The organism is Moraxella tetraodonis (assembly GCF_022359095.1).
GTDB lineage: Bacteria > Pseudomonadota > Gammaproteobacteria > Pseudomonadales > Moraxellaceae > Faucicola > Faucicola tetraodonis.
This window is the reverse complement of the sequence record NZ_JACSYB010000001.1, coordinates 2,133,697-2,159,025: the sequence shown is the minus strand read 5'-3', so window position 1 is coordinate 2,159,025 and position 25,329 is coordinate 2,133,697. Positions and strand designations below refer to the sequence as shown.

Here is a 25,329-nt window from a genome sequence, read left to right as displayed (position 1 = left end):
CTTTTGTATGTGTTAAAATTTTGAGCAATAAAAAAGCTGCCCCCATTAAGGTTGAGCAGCCTTTTTGCAAAATGGCGCAACAAGTTTAACCCATTAGTCTAGGAAATTAAAGCTATCTAAATCCATCGCCATTAACTCGCTTGGTGCCAACATGCTCTCTGAGTGACCTGAGGCGCGTGGCAATAGTTTTTCAAAATAGAACTCAGCGGTTTTGATTTTGGCTTCATAGAATTCTTTGGTTTCGCTGCCGCCATTTTTGAGTTTGTCATACGCTACCGCTGCCATACGTGCCCAGTGATAGCCCATGATGACGTAGCCTGAGTACATTAAATAATCATCAGATGCCGCTGAAACGATTTCACGGTCTTTACGCGCCGTCAACATGATACGTGTGGTAAGGGTATTCCACTCCGCACAGTATTTGGTCAATTCCCAAACGAATTTACGCATGCCTTTGTCTAGGGCGTATTCACTACACCATTTCATGATATTGGCGGTGTAATCCAGCAGCACTTTGCCTTTTGATTGGATTAACACTTTACGACCTAGTAGGTCAAGCGCTTGTACGCCTGTGGTGCCTTCATACAAGGTTGAGATACGCGCGTCACGAGCGATTTGTTCCATGCCCCATTCTTTGATATAGCCATGACCACCGTAGATTTGCATACCGTGTTTGGCACATTCAATGCTTAGTTCAGTTAAGAAGCCTTTAAGTATTGGGGTATAAAAGCCCAATTTATCATCCCATTTGTGGAATTCAGCATCGTCACCGAGCATCGCTCCTTCAAACATTTTATCAGCATAGCGTGATGCGTGATAAATCATTGAGCGCGCCCCTTCTGAGAAGGCTTTTTGAGTAAGTAGCATGCGCGCAACATCGGCATGATGGATAATCGCATCAGCCACTTGGTTTGGCTCTTTGGTACCTGAAAGGGTACGCATGGAGCGGCGTTCTTTGGCGTAAGGCAATGAGTTTTGGAAAGCCAATTCCATATGCGCTAAGCCTTCCATACCTGTACCTAGGCGGGCAGTGTTCATAAAGGTAAACATGGCTTTTAAGCCTTTATTCGGCTCACCGATTAAATAGCCTGTCGCATTATCAAAGTTGAGTACCGCAGTGGCTGATGCTTTGATACCCATTTTGTGCTCAATTGAGCCACAGTTAACGGGATTACGCTCACCAATGTCACCGTTTTCTGTGACCAAGAATTTTGGCACGATAAATAACGAAATACCCTTGGTACCTTCAGGCGCATCGGGTAGGCGTGCTAATACGATATGCACGATATTTTCTGTTAGGTCATGTTCACCAGCTGAAATAAAGATTTTGGTACCACTAATCTTATAAGTACCATCGTCTTGTGGGATGGCTTTGGTTTTAACTTGACCCAAGTCGGTACCACATTGTGGCTCAGTCAAACACATGGTGCCCGACCAACGACCTTCTACCAAGCCTGGCATATAAGTGGCTTTTTGCTCGGCGGTGCCGTATTGCATGATGGTATTCATACAGCCTACCGACAGCCCTGGATACATGGCAAATGCCCAGTTTGCTGTGCCCATCATTTCACTTTTGATGAGGTTGACAGACATTGGCATATTCAAGCCACCAAATTCTTCAGGAAACGGTATGGCTTGATACCCAGCTTCAACGAACATATCATAAGCTTCTTTAAAGCCTTTTGGCGTGGTGACAACACCCTTGTCAAAATGACAACCTTCAGCATCGCCTGATTGGTACAGTGGCATCAACACATTGCTACAATAATCCGCAAAACTGTCAAGCATCATATCCACGGTTTCCGGATCGGCATTTTCACCAGATTTTAAGGTTTTATAGTGTTCGGGGTAATTAAATACTTCATTGGTTAAAAAGCGAATATCACGCAGGGGAGCTTTATATGATAATGGCATACGCTGAAATCCTTTTAATAGGCTATTAACTAAGATAAAAAGGGAAAGGTAAAAATAAGTCCGCTCAGTATAAAGGTATTTCCCGCTAAAAGCTTCAAATCATAATAAATATTCATAAATAATACTAATTATCATAAAATTATTTTATGATTTTGTGGTGCAAAGCTTCGCATGGACAAGAATGCAACAATTACCAACTACCTTAAACGCATTCGTTTTATTTAAACTTTACCAAAGATATTAAACAACCAAACGTATTGAAAAATCATTTGTGAGCCACTCTTGCCAAATATTCCCAACCCATCTCCCAACCAATCGCCTAGTCCATCGCTCCCTGATACATCGACACTGCCAGCCAAACCTGCTCCGATATCACTCAACAAACGCGAACGCAGCGCCGTGCTGTGGTCAATTATCAAAAAATTATCCGTTTTTGCAAAACCTTATCATTCATTAATCATAGCGACGTTGCTGCTTACGGTGGTTGGTTCATTTGCCGCACAAGTCAATGCTTTTGTACTGCGTTACACCGTCGACCATTTGACCGAGATTCTCAAACTTAGCGATCCGTGGCAGGAAGGTACAAAACTGCTCACGACTATCAGCATCGTGCTACTGCTCAAAGAATTGTTGTACGCGGCAATCAGCTTTGGACAGCGCTATTTTGGTGAAAAAATCCGTATTAATTTATCTCGGGATTTATCGCAAAAAGTCGTGGCGCGTATTTTAAGTTACCGCATGGGGTTTTATACCCACCCTGATAATGACAGTGGTAAGCTGCAGACGCGCATTGATTTGGGTGTCAGTAGTCTGACGCGTTTGGTGCAAAACTTTTTTATTGATATGTTGCCGTTATTTGCCAATGCGATTGTAGCGCTGGTAGTGATGTTTAGCGCCAATGTGTGGGTGGGGATGGTAGGGCTGGTCATTGTGCCGATTTATTTTTATATCAGTCAAAAACAAGCCACGCGTTTGCAAGGCTTTCGTCGGCAGATGCGCCACTACCGGGAGAGCAAAAGCGAGCAAATCATTTCGCTGATTAACGCTATTACCGTGATCAAATCCTTTGTACGCGAGCCGATTGAAGCGCAAAAACATTTTGCTATTCAAAAAGAGATGACTGATAACCAACTTAAAACGCGCGGTATTGGCTTTGGCTATGATGCACTCAAAAGCTTTATCGAGCAGATTGGTGTCGTGGCGATTATTATTTTAACGGCGTATTTTGTGCTTGATGGGCAGATGACCATTGGCATGATTATGTTTCATGTGTTGTTGTTTCAAAACGTAGCATCGCCGATTCGCCAGTTGCATCGTATCTACGATGAGGTAAATGATGCCCTGACTTATGCCGAAGGGTTTTTTGATATCTTAGAAGATGATAGCCAAATCGAAGTGGTAGGCGGTGTCAATCCTGCGACGGTGCAGGGCGATATCGAACTTCAGCACGTGGATTTTGTTTATCCCAATGGCAACCAAGCCTTGCAAGATGTCAGCTTTCGCATTCGGCGCAACCGAATTACCGCGTTGGTCGGCTTGAGTGGCGCAGGTAAAAGCACCATTATCAATCTGTTGGTAAAATTTTATCAGCCCACGCAGGGACGAATTTTGCTCGATGGCAAGGATTTGCAAGACTATGATACCCATGAGCTACGCCAACAAATCGGTTTGGTGTTGCAAAAAAACCATATTTTTGGCGGGACTATTGAAGAAAATATTCGTTATGGCGATTTAACTGCCAGTCAAGCTCAGATTGAGCAGGCAGCAATACAAGCCTCTATTCATGAACAAATCACCCAGCTGCCCAAAGGCTACCAAAGCGAAGCCAAATCCTTGTCAGGTGGACAGCAGCAGCGTATTGCACTGGCACGTATGTTTCTCAAAAATCCGCCAATTGTCTTTTTGGATGAGCCGACTGCAAGTCTAGATGCCATTGCCAGCCAGCAAATCAAGCGCAGTTTGGATTTAATCAAACAAAACCGCACGGTGATTATCGTGTCGCACAATATCGCGCAGATTATTGACGCTGATGATTTGGTGGTCATCGAGCAAGGGCGCGTGGTGGAGACAGGAACGCATGATGAACTATACCGCAAGCAAGGCAAATACTATGAGATTTTTAATGCCATGTCCGATAGTTTAAATCTTGATAAAATCACCCAAACGTTAGACAGCCATTAATTTCGGGTTTATCATGCAGGCTTAGCATGCGTACTGGTAGCCCTAAGCGGATTAACGCCGTAACCCTGCTGACTTAAATTTATGCTACCATAACTGTTTTGTCATATTCACCCAACTTCATCCAACAAGTTAGTCAATACTCATGGAATCTCAAGTCTTAAAAATATTTTTGGCACTGGTGGTACTGGTCAATCCATTTGCCGCGTTATCGTTATTTATTGATATCACCAAAGACGCCAATCGACAACAAACTCGCAAAGTTGCGCTGATTTCAGCCATTACTGTGTTTGTGACCATCGCGATATTTTCGTTGGCAGGCGAGCCTATCTTAAAGCTGCTGGGGATTTCGCTTGGGTCATTTCGTATCGCAGGCGGTATCTTGGTATTGATTATTGCCATTGGCATGATGAATGGCGCTGGCAATGTTGCCAAACCGCATGTCGGCAAGTCAGGGGATTTAAATGGCGTGGCGTTTCAAGGGGCGGCATCTGCCGTGGTACCATTGACGATTCCGATGGTGATTGGGCCTGGTGGGATTTCTACCGTGATTATTTACGCCGCGAGCGGTCATAGTTATTTTAATATGCTAGCGATTATCACCGCAGGTTTGATTATCAGTATTATTACTTATCTAAGCTTTATGGCAGCGGGGCAGGTGAGTCGTTTTTTAGGTGATACCGGGCTTAATGTGCTCAATCGTATCATGGGGATGCTACTTGCGGCCGTTGCAGTAGAGATTTTTGTTGGCGGTTTAAAAAGTGTATTCCCGCAGTTGTTGTAAGTTCACCGGGTCGCTAAATCGGGTCGCTCAATAATTTATCACAGCAACCCTTAAGCATTATGCATTGTAGTGGCTGTGTTAATATCACAAATTATGCTTGATTTTTACCGTTAAAGTCGCCATTTTAATAATCATGCAATATGCCAAACCCTGTTAATAAGCTATCAACCAGCTTTTAAAAAGATGCAAGCGTTAAACCATGCTAACGTTGATGAAAGCGATATCACAGGGTGACTAACAGGTTTCTTAGCCTAGTTCATAATATAGCTACTAAGGTAGTAACCAAAATAGTCACTGGGGCGGATAAAAGATTGAGGAGCGACGATGCAAAAAGATGCAAAAACAGATTACCAAAGCCTACTGCAAGCGGCAAAAGAGGCCAAAGCAGAAGCGATGATGCTAGAGTTTATTGAGCAAGCTGATGGCAAAATGGTACTACGTACCTCGAATGACGAATCAGAAAACTTGGTAAGTATTGAATTTTCTGACAAAGTGAAAGAACTGTTGGGAGAGGACACCCAGTTGATTGGTCAAAGCATGATTCATGCTGCCATTCAAACCTTAATGCAAAAGCAGCTCTCGCAGTGGCATGCCAATGTGTATGACGAAGAACCCGTGCATTATAGTTAATGCGTAACGCCTATTCATTGATTTGTTGAACCCATAAGACTAAAGACTTATGGGTTTTTTTGTGCTTGGATTTTTTATTTGTGGGCAAATCCTTTATAATTAGCCATAATTTTTCTTCTGTGTTTCACTTATCAAAAAGAGCCGCCACCATGCCTATGCAAACCGCCAATTTTTATACCATCAATCATTCCAATTATCCTGTCAAAACCATTGGGATTTTAGGTGGCGGACAACTGGGTATGATGTTGGCGCAAGCAGCATTGCCACTCGGTATCCGCTGCGTGTTTTTGGAAGATAGTGCCAATTGCCCGGCACGCTTACTGGGCAAAGTGTTTAGTAGCGAGCAATTTGAAGATTTTGCCCAAAGCTGCGATATTTTTACCTTAGAATTTGAAAACACCCCGCTCAAACCTGCCCAGTTTTTGGAATCGACCAAAACCTTGTACCCATCATCATTTGCGCTATCGGTGGCACAAGATCGGTTAAATGAAAAAAACTTGTTTAATCAATTAGATATCGCCACCGTGCCTTTTATGGCGGTGCATAGCAAAGCCGATATCCAAGCTGCCGCCGACAAATTGGGGCTACCCTTGGTGCTCAAAACCACACGCGGGGGCTATGATGGCAAAGGGCAGTTTGTGGTCAAATTCGCTGACCAAATTGACACCGCGTGGGCAGAACTTGGTGACGCAACCAAAACAGCGCCGCTTATTGCCGAAGGCTTTATTCATTTTGAGCGTGAAGTATCTATCATTGCCGTGCGCGGTCAAAACGGTGAAATCCGCTATTATCCGCTCGTGCAAAATGAACATAGTAATGGTATTTTGGCAAAATCAACCGCCCCAGCACCGAACGTCGAGCAATTGACCGAACAAGCCCAAAGTAATATCAAAAAATTGCTCGAACATTTAAATTATGTGGGCGTGCTGACGTTAGAATTATTTGTGACATCTGAAGGCGGCGCTGAAAAACTGCTTGCCAATGAAATCGCGCCCCGCGTACATAACTCAGGGCACTGGAGTATTGAAGGCGCGGTAACCAGTCAATTTGAAAATCATATGCGTGCGGTGGCAGGACTGCCATTGGGAGACACAGCCATCGTCAAACCCTCTGTCATGCTGAACGTCATCGGAGAGTACCCAAAACTGGACGAAGTCCTAGCCATCGCTGGCGTGCACGTGCACAATTATGATAAAGAAGAGCGCGAAGGTCGCAAAATCGCTCATATCACTGTCATGCCGAGTGATAGCAGTCAACTGGATAACACGGTCGCGCAAGTGGTTGCAAAATTACCCAATAAATTGTCTGACTAAAGCCATGTGACTAAGGCTATGTGTCAGCAAAAACACCGCAATCATTCGTGAGGTTGCGCATAGTCAAATCAAACGGGGATTAAAGTTTGACATTACCCAGTTTCTCCTCATCAATTTGTAGCTCGTTGGCAACTTCACTCACCGTTTGGTGATTGGTGCGGTCAAGGTAGGTTTGTGCGCGGTCAACTTCTTGGGTCAGTACATTGAGCGTTTGCTGCATATTGCCCAGTGCTTTGACTTTAAAGGCGTCAATGGCATGCATGGTCTCATAGATGTGATTAAAGGATTTTTGCAGTTTTTCCAAGTCCAGTGAGCTGCCGCTGGCTTGCTCATGCACTTGCGCGGTTTGGCGTTTGAGCATGACTGACGTTGATTCAATCAAGCTACTGGTCGTTGAGTTAAGCGCATTGATTTGGTCAAGCACCAGTTTTTGACTGCTCAGCGCTTGTGACACCATCACCGCAGTACGTAGCGCAGCAATCGTTGTCGTCGTGGCACGGTCAACGCCTTTGATAAGCTCTAAGTTGTTTTTGCGAATCATATCAAGCGCCAAATACCCTTGGATGTTCACCGCCAGTTGGGTCAAAAAATCCATGTTTTTTTGGCGGACATAAAACAGCAGTTCTTCTTTGACCACGCGTGCTTTTTCAGGGTCGGTGGCTTCAAGCTCACCGATTTTGTGCTCTAGACGTTCATCAATTTTTTGACCGACATAAATATATTGACGGAGCGACTGCATGAGTGCCCACATATTGACCTTTTCTTGCTCAATGCTGGCATTGTCTTTCATCAGCTCATCTTTGCCGTGATACAGGCTTTCGATGATGGCATTGATATGGGTTTGCGAAGATTGGTATTTGCGAAAATAATCTTGCACGGATTTGCCCATCGGGATGATGCCCAAAAATTTGCGTGGACTTGACAGCGAACCTTGTCGGGCTGGATCTAGGTCTTCGACCACGCTGCGTAGCTCAGTCAAGGATTTGGCAATCGGGGAGTTGTCAAATAAGGCTTTGTCCATGCTTTTGGCGGGACGATCGAGCATGCGATTTGCAATCTGCGCGGAAGCGCGAATTTCGGCACTACCCAGCTGATGAATGGCGTTGACTTTCTCATCGAATACAGACGTGTTGACAGGGGTTTGTAATACATGCATCACAAAATCGTTCACTTTGGCATCAAGCTCAGGCACTTTGGTTAGGTCAAGTTTGACCAGTTGGTCGGCTTCGTCTTGTGGCACAACGGCAACGGGTTGCGGCGCTTCAAGGGTGATGACAGGGCTGGTTTCTGGCGGGGTGAGTTCTGGCATGATATATCCTTGAGTTGTCTATATTGGTGTTTGTATGTTAACTTGCCTTTTAATTTGTGTTTGTATTTTAGCGGTTTGAGCTAACGCTAGTTTGATTATCTTGGTGAATTATTTCATTTGTTGTTCTATTTGGGTAATCATTTTTTCCATGCGCGTTTGACGAATGATTTTTATGATTTATCGCATAACGCTACGTCAGTGTGATAGCGTGACAAAAAATTTTCCAATCACCTGTTAAAAAAATAAAAGCCCAACAGTTAGTTGGGCTTTTATTTTTTCAAAATTCTTGGTAATAAAATATATTATTGTACCCGTGATAGGTATTCACCAGTGCGGGTATCGACTTTGATTTTTTCGCCTTGTTGGACAAATAATGGCACACGTACTACTGCGCCTGTTTCAAGGGTTGCAGGTTTGCCGCCACCACCTGATGTATCGCCTTTTAGACCTGGGTCAGTTTCAGTAATGACTAACTCAACAAAGTTTGGTGCAGCAACGCTTAGAGGTACGCCATTGAATAGGGTAATGGTACATTCTTCGTTGCTATTTTCTTTTAACCATTTTGCCGCATCGCCCATGGCGTTTTTGTCGGCTTGTAGCTGCTCAAAGCTTTCTGGGTGCATAAAGTGCCAGAATTCGCCGTCGTTGTATAGGTAGTTCATTTCAGTATCGACAACGTCAGCGCCTTCAAGGCTATCGCCAGATTTAAAGGTGTTTTCTAATACTTTACCCGTTCTTAGGTTACGCATTTTGACGCGGTTGAATGCTTGACCTTTACCTGGTTTAACGTATTCATTTTCTAAAATTGCAAAGGGGTTGCCTTCGTGCATGACTTTTAAGCCAGCTTTAAATTCATTGGTTGAGTAAGTTGCCATAAAATTTCCTAATAAGGTGTTGCGACTAAAAAATAACCGAGGTAAATCAAATCTTTGTATAATAGCCAATTTGCATAAATGCGCTGCCAACACTGTAACCCTATCCGCAACAGGCGTTATCAGCAAGCGGCATTGACAATTGGATAAACACTATATGATAAACTATTTGGCGACACAAAAAAACTGGCAAAATGCGTTTTCTGATACCATCACGAGCTTTGCTGAATTAGCGCAAGCATTGGATTTGCCGATGGATAGTTTTGATAGTCAGGTCGGTCAATTTCCCCTCAAAGTGCCACGCCGCTTTGTGCAAAAAATGGGGAAAGGCGATATCCATGACCCATTGCTTAAGCAAGTGTTACCGACGTTTCAAGAAACGGTACAAGTCACCGGCTTTGTCACCGACCCACTCGACGAGCAACACGCCAATCCCGTCAAAGGCATCATCCATAAATACGCATCACGGGTGCTGATTCCTGTCACCGGGGCTTGCGTGGTCAATTGTCGCTATTGTTTTCGCCAGCACTTTGACTACCACGAGAATTTACCAACCCAAAACGATTGGCAAGCCATCAGTGCCTACATCACAGCGCACCCCGCCATCAATGAAGTGATTTTAAGCGGCGGCGACCCATTATCGCTGAGCAACCGCCGTTTATTGGAGATTTTCACCACCCTTGAAGCACTACCCCAAGTGCAGACCATTCGTATCCACACCCGTGTACCTGTGATGATTCCTGAGCGCTTAGATGAGCCGTTACTTGCGCTATTTGCTAACAGCCGCTGTCACATCGTCATGGTCATTCATGCCAATCACCCCAATGAAATCGACCAAGAAACACAAATATTTTTGGCTAAGGCAAAAAAAGCGGGTGTTACGTTACTTAACCAAACCGTGCTACTTAAGTCGATTAATGACGATGCAAATACGCTGGCAAGCTTGAACGAAAAATTATGGCAAGCGGGCGTCTTACCCTATTATTTGCATGTGCTTGATAAAGTTGCCGGGGCGAGCCATTTTTATATCTCAGATGAGCAAGCAGTTGCTCTGTACTGGGAGTTACTTGCCAAATGTGCTGGCTACTTGGTGCCAAAATTGGTGCGAGAGTTACCTAATAAGCCATTTAAAACACCGATTGACTTGTATAACCACTAACATATTTTGAAACACAACAACTAAAATAACGGGTTATCTGTTACTTATCTGATAAATAGTACAATTATCTTAAATATCTAGATAAAACATGGCTTTTGTGTTATTTATTGTTGTTAAATAAGTCGAAAAATGTTGTGCATTTTGGTGCAAAAAAATGGTTACGGATCTCACACTAGACGATTTCTTACAGCGCATAAACGATATACCGACCAGTCCTATTGAACTCAAAGTTACCCAGGATTCGTTGCAGGATACGACCGATTGGCAGATACAATTTAATCGTATGTCGGCGTGTGAGATGTATAACGAATATAAGTTCGTGATAAACCAGTTGATGTTTGCCGATATTGACGATGTCAAACGCTTTGCATTATTTGATGAGGTTAATAAAGCCGTCAGCGTATTACTTGGCAAATTGCGGGTGAATTACCAAACCCAGCCGGGGATTTTGGATGAAGAAAAACAGCAAGGCTTAGATACCGTGCTATCAGTGCTTTATCTAGGCATCATGTTTTACCATGTCATCTGGCAACGGGCAGCGGCTCGACCTGAAGTGGCTGAGAAAAAAGGCATCATTAGCCTATTTCGCCAAACACCTCAATCACTTACCTCCACTCAAGTCATTCAGCGCTCCCTCTACAGTACCATGCTATTACTGCGCCAATCGCTGTTTGAAAAATATATCGGCTATCGTAAAGATACACAGGTGATTTGGCAATATCTGAATGCCTGCTATCGATTTGCAGTCACCAATGATTGGCAGTCTATCTCCTTGCCAATCAAACTGCATTCTGCCAATGAGTATAGCAAACAAGGTGCACCGCTATCGATTGAGGAAATATATTTTCATTGCTTGACGGTAGCGGTCACCAATCCGTATGCTTGTCGGCGTGCCGATATGTTAGCCATTCAAAAAGTAAGTACCCAGTGGATTGAAGCGCTAATAATTAGCAAAGACTTGCTAGAAAAACCTTACCTGTATATTGATTTAGAAGGTAAGCAGCCGCCCAAACTGCTAGAAATCGATGGTACATTCAATCCCTTTGCAGCAGCCAGCAACTGCCTGTTTGTCATGTTTAGCCGGTTGTTTAAACACTTACATCAAACCATCAGCCAAGGTCAAAACAGTAGCGAGGCTGAGATAAAAAATAATGCGCGTCAGGCCAAATTGGTATTGAATAATATCCAAGATGGGTTAAAACCAGCGGCAGACTATCATCAGAACCATTCAAAATGTGAAGTGGTACTTGGATTTAATAATATCCATTACATGCTTGCCAATAAAACCAGTTTGGGCAATCTCATTCATGCCAATGAGTTGCCTGAGCGGTTAAAACCCAAAGCTCAACATACGGCGTATCTTAAAAAATCTACCGTTGTGGAGCTGAACAAAGAAAATCCCCAATCCATGTGCCTGTCGCACGTGTTTAGCTACGCCAATCAAATCGTTGACCCATATCCAAGCAGCAGCCGTGGCGATAGCTATCATCCGCTGAGGCAATTGCAAGTCAATTGCTTAATTGCGCTGCGAAAGGTTAATGGCGCAAAAACTTGGCAGCTCGGCTACATTAAAGATAACCGTCAAGGTTTTATCGATACGCCAACCGGTCAACCCACCAACAAGACCTACTTAGAAATTGAGGCACAAGTGCGAGTGCATTGTCAAAATGCCATTCCCTGTGGCGTGCGCTTTCAAAATGCGGGTGGCCGTCAGCCACATTTTGTTGCGGCATTTATTATCCCTAGCGATCCAAACAACGCTGATACCCAGCCCCGTTTGCTGATGGCACGCTTTGGCTACCATGTGGCAGACAAGCTAGTGGTGCGTATTGAGAGCAAGGAAATTAACGTGCGTCTGACTGAGCTACTTGATATGACTGATGATATCGAAGAATACGCTTTTGTAAGAATTCCGTAAACTTAACCGCTAAGAAATGGCAACAAAATCTGCCATTTTAACTCTAACTCATTAAAAATAAAAGATTTTCATATCCTTGTAGCCGTTTTGAAAGATTAATCATATAATAAGAAATTGAATCTAATATTATAAATAATTTATCAAACAGTTCGCTTATAATAGCTTGCACATGGCTCTATAAACCAAGCGTTAATGGGCAAGCGTTTAATGGGATAGTGAATCGATGCAAAAACACAACCAACTCAATCTGTTAATCATTGATGATAACCAGCTGTATGCCGAGCAGTTGGTTGGGTTATTAGAAAAACATTATTATAGACAGGTTAATTTAGGATTTTTGGATGCCAAAGACGAGCTGATTAAGTTATTGCGCCAGTCTTGGGACATTGTTTTGGTGGGAAATGCGTATGATTTATCGTTTAAAGACGTCAAAGAGATTTTAAAAGCCCACGATGCTCACATCCCCGTCATTGCTGTGTTGCCTGATGACGCGACTGCTTACCCAGACGCATTAACTGCCAATGAGCAAGCCCAGACCCAGCTTGTTAGCGACAATGATAAAACTCATAAGTTATTACCTTTATATACCTATTGGGGCGCAGCGGATGCTTTGCCCAAAAGTAGGTTATTGCGCATGGCTATTCGTATCTGCCATGAACACGAGCATCATAAACTCGTCCGCGAGCTTGAGCGGCTAAAAATGGTGTTGAGTGATGCCGAACAGCGTGCCAATATTCTTATCACCAACTCCAAGAGTGCGGTGGCTTATATTGAAGATGGTTTACATATTTATGCCAATGAGCCCTATCTTGAAATGTTTGGGTTTAAAACGCTCGATGAACTGATGGGGGTGCCGGTCGTTGACTTGATTGCGAGCAATAATATCCAAGATTTCAAAACGTTTTTAAAAGACTTTGAAAAAGGCAACCGTAAAAACGTCGAATTTAAATTTGAAAGTGTTAGAAAAGATAATACCACCTTCGCGGCTAAGCTGCAGTTAGCGGCTGCTACCTATGACGGTCAGCCGTGTCTACAAGTCATTATCCAGCCCAACGAACAAGCCAATAGTGCTGAGCTTGCCAAAAAACTTGAGACGATGGAACGCATTGACTCAATCACCGGGCTATTTAATCGTCATGGTTTTGAAAGCCTGTTTCACCGACTGCGTGACGCGATTGTTGAGAAAAACCTATCTGTGGGTTTGATGGCGTTACGCGTCGATAATATTGGTAAAATCCATGCCAGTGTGGGGATTGAAGGAATTGATGGGGTAGTGGTTGCCGTCGCCAATATTCTTGAGCAACATCTCACTGAGATTATTGGGGAAAATCGGGTGAAAAATGGCTATTTGAGCCGCTTTAATGATAGCATGTTTATGCTAATTATCCCTAATATGCGACAACAAGATTTGACAGCATTGGGACAAAAATTGGTTGCCGATATTAATAGCACCATTATTGAAATTGGTCATCGTACGGTTAAGACCACAGTAACCATTGGTGCAACCTTAGTCAACGCCAGTGCACCTGATACCAATAGTATTATTAACCGTGTCATCCAAGCCGTCGGCATGGCAGCCAAAGCCAATAAAGACAGCAACGACGATAAAGATTCATTCTATCTATATGACCCAAGTAGTTTTGCCAGCAGTGATGACAGCGCGCTGTACGAATCGCTACGTGATGCGCTAGAACACAGCAAATTTAAATTATTATATCAGCCGATTTATGACGTGGAAAACGATGTCAGTAACATGTTTGAGGTATTTTTACGCCTGCCGCTAGCAGATGGCAGCTTAATGGCACCTGATAAATTCTTAGAAGTGGCCACCCGACATCAGTTGATGGATAAAATCGACCGTGGGATGTTGATTCAAGCCTGTAAAGACTTAAAACGTTACCGTCATGAGGTCGATGCCAGTGCCAGATTATTAGTGCATTTAAGCCCGACATCACTAGCCGATGCCACCTTGCCAAGCTTTATGAGTCGATTGATGCAAGCGTTAGAGACCAGCGAGCCGGGGGTGTTGACGTTGCAGTTTAATGAAACCATGGTAATTGATTATCTAGCGGTGGCAGCCAAACAAAGTAATGAGCTTAACCAAATAGGTTGTCACTTAGGCATTTATAATTTTGGCTCAGCGGTCAATGCGATGGAAGTATTGGAATTTGTCAAACCGCAACTAGTACGACTCGATCGCAGCTATATCAAAGATTTGAGCAATAATGACAATGTCAATACCGTGGCAACGGTAGTGCGCGAAATCACTGAGCGCGGCTCCAGTTGTTTGATGCCCTTTATTGAAGACCCTGCCGCCATGTCAGCGGCGTGGACAGTCGGTGCGCGTTATTTGCAAGGGGCCTATTTGCAAAAAGCCAGTGACACCATGTACATCGAGAATGAAACCAGCTAAATCCAAGCGCTAAATTTATAAGATAAAAACGAGTTAGCCAAAATGCACCAAACAATCATTCATAAAACCAAACCATTGGCTATGCTAGGATTGGGTCTTTGTATCGTCATTGCGCCAGGTTGTCAACATCAGCCACCCGCTCAGCGCCCCGCAGTTACCTTGCCCGTTTATAGCCAAGGGGATGCCGATAACGGTAAAAAGCAATACGAAGAAGCCTGCCTCAAATGCCACAAGTTGCAGCCAGGAAATAACGAGAAAGGCCCGCAATTAATGCGTATTTATGGGGCAAAATCCGCCTTATTAACCGATTATCAATATACAGACGCACTAAAAAACAGCAATATGACGTGGACAGCGGAAAATTTGGATAAATATATCGCCCATCCAAAACAAACCATCGCAGGAACGCGTATGCGTTCTGACCCGATTGCTGATGCCAAAGTCCGCCAAGATATTATTGCCTATATTTCGACACTTCGTTAAATCGCTTTGTGGCTATACTTTTAAGCGATATTTTGAGTTAACATGATTGATAAACAAAATTTAAACCTTTAAAGGATAGACCACATTTTGATAGGTAACTTAGACAATCAGTCGTTACAACAACGATTGCAAGCCATGCTAGTAAGTATTAATGAGATCGTCTTGGATAAACCTGAGGTGGTGAAGCTGGCGGTCGCTTGTTTATTAGCCAATGGTCATTTACTGCTTCAAGATTTACCAGGAATGGGTAAAACCACGCTGGCGCACGCGATTGCCAACCATTTAGGGTTATCGTTTAATCGGGTGCAATTTACCAGCGATATGCTACCTGCCGATATTTTAGGAATTTCGCTGTATAAAACCGATACTGGCACATTTGAATTTAAGCCAGGCCCGATATTTTGTCAGCTGTTACTTGCCGATGAAATTAATCGCTCTAGCCCAAAAACCCAATCTGCGCTGTTAGAGGCGATGGAAGAGCGGCAAGTGTCGCAAGATGGGGTAACACGAAAACTCCCTGAACCTTTTTTTGTGATTGCCACCCAAAACCCGACGCAGCAATCGGGTGTGTTTATTTTACCTGAGTCACAGCTGGATCGTTTCTTGATGTGTTTATCGCTGGGTTATCCCTCGGTTAATGCAGAGCGAGAGTTGCTACTCGGTAAAGATAGACGTCAAATGCTCAGCCAAATTACCCCGATGTTAGATACCCAGTCATTGCAGCAGGCACAATCGCAAGCCAAAGATATATATATCGCAGATGTTGTGATTGACTACTTACAGCGATTGGTAGCAAAAACGCGTGAGAGCCGAGACTATCATGGTCTATCTACCCGTGGTGTCCTAGCGCTCAAGCAAGCGGCACAAGCCTTTGCTTATTTGGGTGGCTACAATGAAGTGACGCCAGAAGATATCCAAGCGGTATTTGCTGCCGTCGTCGATCATCGCTTGGGGCAAGCTTTTATACCATTTAATCATTTGGGCGGTGAGCAGCCGCAATCGATTGCGACCCAGTTGTTACGCCAAGTGCCAGTACTGGTGTAAACCATGATGTATAAAGTATTTTAGCGTTAAAAACTTTCTCATTGCTGTATTTTTATTATTTGATTAAATTATCCCAATTAAGAGCCCGCGCCTATCATGTTTGCCATTCGCCAGCGACTTGAAAACTACTTGCAAACATGGTTTAAGCGTCGAGCGCCGATTAGCCGCGACATCACCCTCAACCTGCGCAACGTGTATGTTTTTTTGAGTAAAGAAGGATTGCTGTACGCTTTTTTACTCATCATTACCTTTGTCGCAGGGATTAATTATGCCAATAATTTGGTGTTGGGTTTGTGCTTTTTGTTGGGTAGTCTATTCGTGGTGACTATCCATTATACCTTTGCCCACTTAGCAGGGTTGCAAATCAAACTGGTGGATATCAGCGATACACAAGTGAGTGACAAAGTGCAAGTGCGACTGCAAATTAGTAGTGAGTCAAGTCAGCCGCATCGGCAAATTCGGTTAAGTTTTGCCAACAACGCCTTTGATTTTAAACAGCCGATACACCGCAAACTCAATGCACAGTCCGAACCAAATGATTGGCTATTGGTCAGTCAAATACAAGCGCCGCAACAGGTGAGCTTATGGTTAGCAGCCGACAAACGCGGCAAATTTGTGTTACCCAGACTTACGGTGAGCACCGTATATCCCTTAGGGATTTTGCAAGCTTGGTCGTATGTGTTTTTTGAAGGACACGCGTGGGTGTATCCTGCGCCACTGAGCTATGAGATGAAAGCCAGTCAGTTTGTGCCATCTGATGATGAGCAAACTGCTGCCTTACACACCCAAGCAGGGCAGGAAGATTTTGACCAGTTGGATAATTATGTCGCAGGGGAATCATTGGCGCGTATTTCGTGGGCGCATGTCGCGCGCGGGCAAGGACTCATGTCAAAACGTTTTGTGGAGAGTGTGGGGCAGCAGCAATTGCTTGATTACTATCAAATGCCTGCGGTGACGCATGAAGAAAAACTCAGCCAGCTGCGCTACGGGGTGGATAGTTTGACCCAAAGCCAAATCGCTTTTCAATTGCGACTGCCTGATGGTGAAGGCGCAATAGGTGAAGGACAAGCATTTCGTCAGCAATGTTTGCTAAGATTGGCAAAAACGCCATGAGTCGCCCTAACCCAAATCGCCCTAGCTTAAGCTTATCTCAGCGCCTAAACCAAATCTCGGCGTATCAGTGGATATTGCTGTCTCAACTGTTGATTGTGGCTTTTCACGTCAAAAATCTACCCATTTGGCTATCGGTGTATGCCTTTTTTATTATCATCTTTCAATTGCAACCCCTGCGACGTTGGTTGCCCAAATCCCTGTATCGTCCGCGCAGTCTGCAGCTGATTCAATACACTGGTTTTATTGCAAGTTTGGTGGGGCTGTATTTAACCTATCGCACCGCCTTTGGATTGGATGTCGGTATCGCGTTTTTGCTATTGTGTGCCGTTAGTAAGCTACTTGAATTGCATACCAGGCGTGATGGCTATGTGGTGCTGAGTTTATCACTGTTTGTATTGGCAGGGCTGTTGTTAATTAACCAAGATTTGATGACAACGCTACAAGTAGCGATCGGCACGATGGTCGTGCTGTTTGCCATGATTGCGCAAAATGATGATGGTACAGGACGCTACCGCACGCTTGGCTTATTGGTCGGTCAAGCCATTCCTCTGACCATTATTCTGTTTTTATTTTTTCCTAGATTGCCGCCATTATGGTCGGTGCATTTGAGCGGCGCGCAAGCAAAGACCGGCATGTCAGATAGTATGTCACCGGGCGATTTTGCCAACCTCAGCCAATCGACTGAATTGGCGTTTCGGGTGGAATTTGGCAATCAGCAGCCAAGCCAACAAAATTTATATTGGCGCGGTTTGGTATTTTCTGATTTTGATGGCACCACGTGGCGAGCCAATCCTAGCGCCTCGCTTTGGACGCCCGATCAGCCGATTGCTGATTGGTTGTTGCCGACGTTGAAGCTGAGTAAACGCTTTACCTTGGCTGTTACCCCTGACTATCGGGTGATTTTGGAGCAGACGGGACAAAATTGGTTGTTTGGGCTTGATTATCCGATAACCAACCAAAAAGGCATTGGGCTGACGTCGGATTTTACCCTACGGTATTGGGATACTGTCAATCAGCGTTTTACTTATCAAGTGCATTGGTTAGATGATGCGCCTATCAATTTAGCCTTATCCACCCAGCAGCGTCAGGTCAATTTAGCATTGCCAGCAAGCGGTAATCCGCAAAGTCGCCAATTTGCCCAGCGACTCTACCACCAAGCAGGCGATGACCCGATTGCCTATACCAATGCCATCGCCCAATGGATGCGTAGCCAGCAGTTTCGCTACACCTTATCGCCCCCTACCTTGGGTAGTAATCGCATCGATGATTTTTTATTTGCTACCCGTGCAGGGTTTTGTGAGCATTATGCGTCAAGTTTTACTTACCTTATGCGAGCGGCAGGTGTGCCTGCTCGGGTGGTAGCCGGGTATCAAGGTGGGCAATTAGGGCGTGATGGCAAAAGTTGGGAAGTGCGCCAAATGGATGCCCATGCATGGAGCGAGATTTGGGTGCAAGGGCGCGGCTGGGTGCGGGTAGATCCTACGGGCTTTGTCGCACCCAATCGGGTCGAGCAGGGTATGGACACTGTCACCCAATATGCTGGGGCAAAAATGTTTGGTGAGGGCGTGGCAGGGCAAATTAGCTATCAGCAGTTTCAAATGCTGCAGCGAGCGCGCCGCTTGTTTGACCAAGCTAGCTACTATTGGCAACGCGATGTGGTCGGCTATGACCAAGACCGCCAGCGGTCATCGCTGTTTAAATGGCTCAATATCCAATCTGTCTATCAGCAAGTGATGGTGATGTTTGTCACCCTTGTGAGCGTCCTTGCGCTATTGGGATTGTGGCTGTGGTGGCGTCGCCGCCGGGTGTGGGATAGACATGATTGGATTATGGTGCAGTTATCCAATCGCTTGGCAAAAAAAGACAAAACGCTCGCAAGGCAGGATAGTGAAGGGGTGCTGGCTTGGCTTACTCGACTTGAGCCAAAAGTTACTGATAAGGCAGCCCTTCAAGCACTTGCCGCGCTTTATCGACAAACCCGCTATCAGCAGCCTACGGATAACAAACAACCCATGCGGCAATTAGACAATTTGGCGAAAACCATCGCGCTAAAAAAATCCCATTAATATTCAATATTTGTTTGCTATCCTCTATAGGATTTAAATCAATATAGTAAATAAATATAGGGTTCACCAGATATGAATAACTTACCTACGCCACCGCTACAAACCGATAATAAAAACTCATTACCGCTGATTATCTTTGGCATTATCTTGGCACTCGGTCTCATCGCTGCGGCATTTGTACTGGGTACGCAGTTTAAGAATCTAAAACAGTCCGGCACGATTACCGTCAAAGGCTTGGCGGAAGCCCCTTACAAAGCCAATCTTGCCCAAATCCAAATGGGCGTCAGTGCTTGGGGGCAAGACTATGCAGGTGCGCTCGCCAATGGTAAAAATGACTTTAAAGCGCTGCAGCAATTTGTGGCAAGTAAAGGTTTTAGCGTATCTAGTCAAAATGTCACGCCCATAAGCGTTGAGCCGTATAATGAAGATTATGTGGATGAGCAGGGACAAACCCGCACCCGCCAAAATGGCTATAAAGCCACGCAAACGCTGTCAATTAGCAGTCAAGAACTCAATAAAATCACCAATATGCTCGCTCAAGTGCAAAATTATCGTATCAGCCATGAATCCGTGACGTTTGAAAAACCGCAATATCTGCTCAATGACCTTGAGAAAATCAAGCATGATTTGATTGCCAAAGCCACCGATGATGCCAACAAACGCGCCGAAGAATTTGCCAAAACCGGTCATGCCAAAGTGGGGGTGATGCGCTCAGCGTCGCAAGGGTCGTTTAATATTTTGGATGCGCATAACCCTGATACCGATGACTCAGATTATGGCGGGACGTATGATAAAGATGGCGTGGATAAATTGGTGCGGCTCGTTGTCACCATTGATTATGCGATTGAGCAGTAATTCAAATTTCTATAAAAGCTTATAACCTGCAATTTCGCAGGTTTTTTTAGGTTAATATTATTTTTAATCTTTGGCGCTTTCAAAGCTACTATTTTATCAAATATGTTAAAATCTTGTAACACACGATATTATCGCCAAAATGATGGATTTGAGGGTGATTAGGATTGCACTATTTTAAGAGATTCAAAATACAACCTCATAACCCCGAAAATCTTGTCGAATTGGCGATGCAGCAAGCAAGTAAACACAAGCAAGAGCGTGGTATCAAAAACAATATGACGAATAACCCACTAAAACCCTGCAAACCTTGGAAATCATATCAACAACAAATCCAACTACTCGAAAGTCGTGGTATGTGCTTTGAAGATAAAAAATCAGCAGAGCACATCATTTCCCAAATCAATTATTATCGACTTAGTGGGTATTGGTATCCATTTCGTCAAACAGACAATGCTGGACAAAGACAAGATAAATTTATTAGAGATACAAATTTTCAAGACGTACTAAACCTATATAATTTTGATAAACACTTACGTCTGCTAGTCTTACAAGCATTAGAAAGCATAGAAATGTCTGTTAGAACACAGATTGCTCATCTCATGGGAAGAACTAGCCCCATTGCTCACCTAGACCCAAAGAGCTTTGATAAAAGCTTTACTCAATACAAAGATAAAAAAGGTAAAACTAGTTATGATAGGTGGAAAGAGAAATTTGACCAACAGATTGAAAGAGCAAAAAAGAGTCCTGCTATCATACACCATGCCACAAACTATCAAGCCATTCCTATTTGGGTAGCGATTGATCACTTGGACTTTGGAGCAGTGTCGGTACTTTATACAGGATTACCTAATAAGCAAAGAACCCTAATTGCCCAAAGTTATCAAGTGAGAAATGCCGATGTGTTCGCCAGCTGGCTACGTTCACTCAATTACATTCGTAATATCTGTGCCCATCATAGTCGTCTGTGGAATGTGAATATTGATGTTATTGGAAAAAAAGACCATCAAATTAAGGGATTAAACAATCTTGATAATAAAAGACTATTTTTTTATTTGATTGTTATTGACCATCTATTGAATATAATTAGCAAGGATACATTTTGGCGAGAAAATATCAAAGACTTGCTCTTAAGCTTTCCTAAACCAAAGAATAATGCCGTTAAATTTGAAAATATGGGGTTTATTCAAGGATTTTTTTGATAGGCAATAGAAAACCACTACATATTCTAAACCAATGTTTCCAGAGAGAATAGATAGCGGTAGTGGTGCTGTTACACAGTAGTTTACACAAAATGTTTATATCACTGCAAGCATTTTTACAAAAAGGTAAACATTATAAATTCGGATTTAGCCACTTTTCTGCGGTAGCTTTATCCCAGCCTTTACGCGCTGCATAATCGAGCAGTTGGTCTTCGCTGATTTTGCCCACATTAAAATACTCACTCTCTGGGTGCGAGTAGTAAAATCCACTCACACTAGAGGCAGGGTACATGGCATAGCTTTCCGTTAAATACGTCCCAATAGCATTGGTGGTATCAAGCCAGTCAAACAGCTTGCCTTTTTCGGTGTGGTCAGGGCAGGCAGGATACCCAGGCGCAGGGCGAATACCGACATATTTTTCTTTAATCAGCTCTTCATTGGTGAGATTTTCATCGGATTGGTAGCCCCAATACTGTTTACGAATCAACTCATGCAAATGTTCGGCAAATGCCTCAGCAAAGCGGTCGCAAAGCGCCTGTACCATAATGGCACTATAATCATCGCCTTTGGCTTTATAGTCATTGGCAAGTGCTTCTGCGCCAAACAATGACACCGTAAAACCACCGAGATAATCGGTTTTTTCAGGACTGATAAAATCTGCTAGGCTGTAATTAGGTTTACCACTGGCTTTATCAGACTGCTGGCGTAAATGCTCAAAGGTATGCACGACATTGCCTTGGTCGTCCAGTACCTGCACCGTGTCTGAGCTTGGACGTTGGGCAGGGCTTAGTCTAAACACCGCTTTAGCTGTGACCAATTTTTCCTTGATTAATTTATCAATCATGGCTTGGGCATTGGCAAATAAGTCTTTGGCTTCCTCCCCGACGATGCTATCATCAAAGATTTTGGGATATTTGCCGACCAATCCCCAAGAGATAAAGAAAGGCGTCCAGTCGATATAAGGCAATAAATTTTGTAACGGATAATCGTCCAAAATGACTTGTCCTAATTGGTTGGGCTTAGGGGGCGTGTAGTTTGCCCAGTCGTATTGGAAACCTTGCTCAATGGATTCTGCATACGACAGCTTCGCCGCTTTGGGTTGGCGATTGGCAAGGCGTTCACGGACTTCGCCATACTCTTGACGCAGCTCACTGATAAAATCGACGCGTTTTTCTTTGGATAGTAAAGTCGTCGCTACGCCCACTGCGCGGCTGGCATCAGCAACATAGACAACCGCATCGTTTTGATAGTTGGGCTCGATTTTTACCGCGGTATGGGCTTTTGAAGTCGTCGCACCCCCAATCAGTAGGGGCAGATTAAAGCCTTGCTCCTGCATTTGTTTGGCGACATACACCATTTCATCAAGGCTTGGGGTAATCAAACCTGACAAGCCGATGATATCGACGTTTTCATCTTTGGCGACTTGTAGGATTTTTTCACAAGGCACCATCACGCCTAAGTCGATGATGTCATAGCCATTACAGCCGAGCACCACGCCGACGATGTTTTTGCCGATGTCATGCACATCGCCTTTCACCGTTGCCATGAGCACTTTGCCTTTGGTTTCGCCCGCAACTTTTTCTTTTTCGATATACGGATTAAGCCATGCCACCGCTTGCTTCATCACCCGGGCGGATTTTACCACTTGCGGTAGGAACATTTTGCCTGCCCCAAACAAGTCACCGACCACATTCATACCGTCCATCAAAGGCCCTTCGATGACGTCTAAGGGACGCGAGAATTTTAGCCGTGCTTCTTCAGTGTCTTCATTGATATAGGTGGTTACCCCTTTAACTAACGCGTGTTCAATGCGTTTTTCTACGGGCAATTCACGCCATGACAAATCGACGGTGCTGTCTTTTTTCTTACCGCTTAAATAGTTTTCTGCCACTTGCATCAAATGGTCGGTGGCGTCTTGACCTGACTCGCCTTGATTGCGGTTCAAAATCACGTCTTCAATGGCATTTCTAGCGTCTGGCTCGATATCGTCATACAGCTCTAGCATGGCTGGGTTGACAATCCCCATGGTCATGCCGTTTTTGATAGCGTGGTACAAGAACACGGCGTGAATGGCTTCACGAATGGGATTGCCACGAAATGAGAACGACACATTCGACACACCGCCTGAGACCATGGCGTTGGGCAAATTATCGGTAATCCATCGGGTGGCATTGATAAAGTCTAAGCCGTAATTGTTATGCTCTTCAATCCCCGTGGCGACGGCAAAAATATTGGGGTCAAAGATGATATCTTCACTTGGAAAACCGATTTCATCAACCAAAATATCGTATGAGCGTTTGCAGATTTGGATTTTACGCTCAAAGCTGTCCGCCTGTCCGTCTTCATCAAACGCCATGACGATAATCGCCGCCCCATAACGCTGACATAGCTTGGCTTTTTCCACAAATTCTGTTTTGCCTTCTTTTAACGAGATCGAATTGACCACAGATTTGCCTTGCGTGCATTTAAGACCCGCTTCGATGATGTCCCATTTTGACGAGTCAATCATCAGCGGTACACGGCTGATATCTGGCTCACTGGCAACCAAATTGACAAAGTGAATCATCGCCGCCTTGCTATCTAGCATGGCTTCATCCATGTTGATATCAACGACTTGGGCACCGCCTTCGACTTGGTCACGAGCCACATCCAACGCTTCGGTGTATTCTTCGTTTTTGATGAGACGCAAAAATTTCTTTGAACCTGTGACATTGGTACGTTCACCGACATTGACAAACAGGCTATCACGGGTGATGTTGAATGCTTCAAGTCCCGACAATCGGCAAGCTGGCTTGTAGTCTGGAAGCTGGCGTGGGGCAAAGGGTGACGTCATCTCGACAATTTTGGCGATATGTTTGGGGGTGGTACCACAGCAGCCGCCCACGATATTGACCAAGCCAGATTTGGCATAGTCGGCAACCATGGTGGCAGTTTGCTCAGGGGTTTCGTCATATTCGCCAAACTCGTTGGGCAAGCCTGCATTGGGGTGAGCGGAGACAAAAGTTTCGCACACATCCGACAAGGTTTTGATATGCGGCTTTAACGCATCTGCGCCCAGCGCACAGTTAAACCCAATCGAAATCGGCTTGGCGTGGCGGATTGAATTATAAAAAGCCTCGGCAGTTTGTCCCGACAGCGTACGTCCCGACGCATCGGTAATGGTGCCCGAAATCATAATCGGCAATTCAAACCCAATGGTCTCGAACACGCCCGTCACCGCAAAAATCGCTGCTTTGGCATTTAGGGTATCAAACACGGTTTCTATCAAGATGATATCGGCACCGCCTTCAATCAAAGCATAAGTCGCCTCGGTATAGTTATCAACAAGTTCATCAAAGGTGACGTTACGAAATGCGGGGTCATTGACATCGGGCGAAATCGAGCAAGTGCGAGAGGTGGGACCAATCACGCCTGCGACAAACCGAGGTTTGTCTGGGTTTGTCGCAGTGACTTCATCACACACTTGGCGGGCAAGGGCAGCGGCGGATTTGTTAATCTCATAAACGAGATTTTCCATGCCGTAGTCTGCCATCGAAATTTGCGTGCCATTAAAACTGTTGGTTTCAATGATATCTGCGCCTGCCTCAAGGTACGAGCGGTGAATATCACGGATAATATGCGGCTGGGTCAGTACCAATAAGTCATTGTTGCCTTTGACATCACGTCCAAAGCCTGCAAATCGCTCACCACGGTAGTCTGCCTCGATGAGTTTATAGTTTTGGATTTCTGTCCCCATCGCCCCGTCAAGGAACAAAATCCGCTGCTTTAACAGGTCAGCTAAACGGACTCTATTGGTGGCTTGACGGTCTTGATACGGAAAGCTGGCAGGGGGTGTGAGTTGAAAATTGGCTGGGTCGTGGGGTTTGTGACTGGTAGGTGCGTTACTGGTGCTGATACTCATCGAAAGGCTTGTCCTGATTCAAATTGTCATAGGTATCTGTTAATAAGTCGATTATAACATTTTGTCGCGGCTCAATCGTTAGATTTGTGGAATAAGCGGCTCAAGTGAAAGTTTACAAAAAATTTAACTTGAGCCGGAAGGCCTATTGTGGAAGGATAAAGCAAACCCAAATTTAGTC

General features: G+C 44.4%; 17 protein-coding genes. 13 read left to right on the top strand and 4 right to left on the bottom strand.

Features of this window, described 5'->3' with window-relative positions; translation table 11 throughout:
• Positions 1 to 93: 93 nt before the first annotated feature.
• Positions 94 to 1,914 carry an acyl-CoA dehydrogenase C-terminal domain-containing protein gene (locus tag H9W84_RS09475; protein ID WP_239743256.1) on the bottom strand — a complete coding sequence of 607 codons (1,821 nt, stop codon included), beginning with the start codon at positions 1,912 to 1,914 and terminating at the stop codon, positions 94 to 96.
• A gap of 369 nt (positions 1,915 to 2,283) precedes the next feature.
• Between H9W84_RS09475 and H9W84_RS09470 the strand changes: the two genes are divergently transcribed.
• The 4 genes from H9W84_RS09470 (at position 2,284) to H9W84_RS09455 (ending at position 6,819) form a co-directional block, all read left to right on the top strand.
• A complete protein-coding gene (locus tag H9W84_RS09470; protein WP_420846671.1) occupies positions 2,284 to 4,095 on the top strand; it encodes an ABC transporter ATP-binding protein in 1,812 nt (603 codons plus the stop codon).
• A 142-nt stretch (positions 4,096 to 4,237) separates the two neighbouring features.
• Positions 4,238 to 4,876 (top strand): MarC family protein, encoded by a 639-nt coding sequence (locus tag H9W84_RS09465; RefSeq protein WP_239743254.1) that lies wholly within the window; start codon positions 4,238 to 4,240, stop codon positions 4,874 to 4,876.
• A 324-nt stretch (positions 4,877 to 5,200) separates the two neighbouring features.
• On the top strand, positions 5,201 to 5,506 hold the full coding sequence (locus H9W84_RS09460) for a hypothetical protein (RefSeq protein WP_007117138.1): 306 nt from the start codon (positions 5,201 to 5,203) through the stop codon (positions 5,504 to 5,506).
• A gap of 155 nt (positions 5,507 to 5,661) precedes the next feature.
• A complete protein-coding gene (locus tag H9W84_RS09455; protein ID WP_420846670.1) occupies positions 5,662 to 6,819 on the top strand; it encodes a 5-(carboxyamino)imidazole ribonucleotide synthase in 1,158 nt (385 codons plus the stop codon).
• Between the two features lie 79 nt (positions 6,820 to 6,898).
• Here H9W84_RS09455 and H9W84_RS09450 read toward each other — a convergent pair whose 3' ends face one another.
• Complete coding sequence (locus H9W84_RS09450; RefSeq protein ID WP_239743251.1) at positions 6,899 to 8,128, bottom strand: toxic anion resistance protein; 1,230 nt, start codon at positions 8,126 to 8,128, stop codon at positions 6,899 to 6,901.
• 302 nt (positions 8,129 to 8,430) lie between these two features.
• Positions 8,431 to 9,003 (bottom strand): elongation factor P, encoded by a 573-nt coding sequence (gene efp / locus H9W84_RS09445; RefSeq protein WP_065253446.1) that lies wholly within the window; start codon positions 9,001 to 9,003, stop codon positions 8,431 to 8,433.
• A gap of 154 nt (positions 9,004 to 9,157) precedes the next feature.
• Here efp and epmB point away from each other — a divergent pair, with 154 nt between their 5' ends.
• The 9 genes from epmB to H9W84_RS09400 all read left to right on the top strand — a co-directional run bounded on the left by epmB (position 9,158) and on the right by H9W84_RS09400 (position 21,250).
• The gene (epmB, locus tag H9W84_RS09440; RefSeq protein WP_239743249.1) at positions 9,158 to 10,159 is read left to right on the top strand and encodes an EF-P beta-lysylation protein EpmB; all 1,002 of its coding nucleotides are present in this window, start codon (positions 9,158 to 9,160) and stop codon (positions 10,157 to 10,159) included.
• Between the two features lie 154 nt (positions 10,160 to 10,313).
• Entirely contained in the window at positions 10,314 to 12,077 is a 1,764-nt protein-coding gene (locus H9W84_RS09435) for a hypothetical protein (protein ID WP_239743246.1), read from the top strand.
• 223 nt (positions 12,078 to 12,300) lie between these two features.
• Positions 12,301 to 14,490, top strand: a complete 2,190-nt coding sequence (locus H9W84_RS09430) for a GGDEF/EAL domain-containing response regulator (RefSeq protein WP_239743244.1) — start codon at positions 12,301 to 12,303, stop codon at positions 14,488 to 14,490.
• A 42-nt stretch (positions 14,491 to 14,532) separates the two neighbouring features.
• Positions 14,533 to 14,973, top strand: a complete 441-nt coding sequence (locus H9W84_RS09425) for a c-type cytochrome (RefSeq protein ID WP_239743242.1) — start codon at positions 14,533 to 14,535, stop codon at positions 14,971 to 14,973.
• 87 nt (positions 14,974 to 15,060) lie between these two features.
• The gene (locus H9W84_RS09420) at positions 15,061 to 16,017 is read left to right on the top strand and encodes an AAA family ATPase (RefSeq protein ID WP_420846658.1); all 957 of its coding nucleotides are present in this window, start codon (positions 15,061 to 15,063) and stop codon (positions 16,015 to 16,017) included.
• A gap of 96 nt (positions 16,018 to 16,113) precedes the next feature.
• A complete protein-coding gene (locus H9W84_RS09415) occupies positions 16,114 to 17,130 on the top strand; it encodes a DUF58 domain-containing protein (protein WP_239743240.1) in 1,017 nt (338 codons plus the stop codon).
• Positions 17,100 to 19,196: a transglutaminase TgpA family protein gene (locus tag H9W84_RS09410; RefSeq protein ID WP_239743238.1), complete on the top strand. Its 2,097-nt coding sequence runs from the start codon at positions 17,100 to 17,102 to the stop codon at positions 19,194 to 19,196. The genes H9W84_RS09415 and H9W84_RS09410 overlap by 31 nt, the downstream gene beginning before the upstream one ends.
• A gap of 72 nt (positions 19,197 to 19,268) precedes the next feature.
• Positions 19,269 to 20,051 (top strand): SIMPL domain-containing protein, encoded by a 783-nt coding sequence (locus H9W84_RS09405; RefSeq protein WP_239743236.1) that lies wholly within the window; start codon positions 19,269 to 19,271, stop codon positions 20,049 to 20,051.
• A gap of 227 nt (positions 20,052 to 20,278) precedes the next feature.
• Positions 20,279 to 21,250 carry an Abi family protein gene (locus H9W84_RS09400; RefSeq protein WP_239743233.1) on the top strand — a complete coding sequence of 324 codons (972 nt, stop codon included), beginning with the start codon at positions 20,279 to 20,281 and terminating at the stop codon, positions 21,248 to 21,250.
• Positions 21,251 to 21,383: 133 nt separating this feature from the next.
• Here H9W84_RS09400 and metH read toward each other — a convergent pair whose 3' ends face one another.
• Positions 21,384 to 25,151, bottom strand: coding sequence for a methionine synthase (gene metH / locus H9W84_RS09395; protein WP_239743231.1), 3,768 nt, complete (start codon positions 25,149 to 25,151; stop codon positions 21,384 to 21,386).
• Between the last annotated feature and the right edge of the window lie 178 nt (positions 25,152 to 25,329).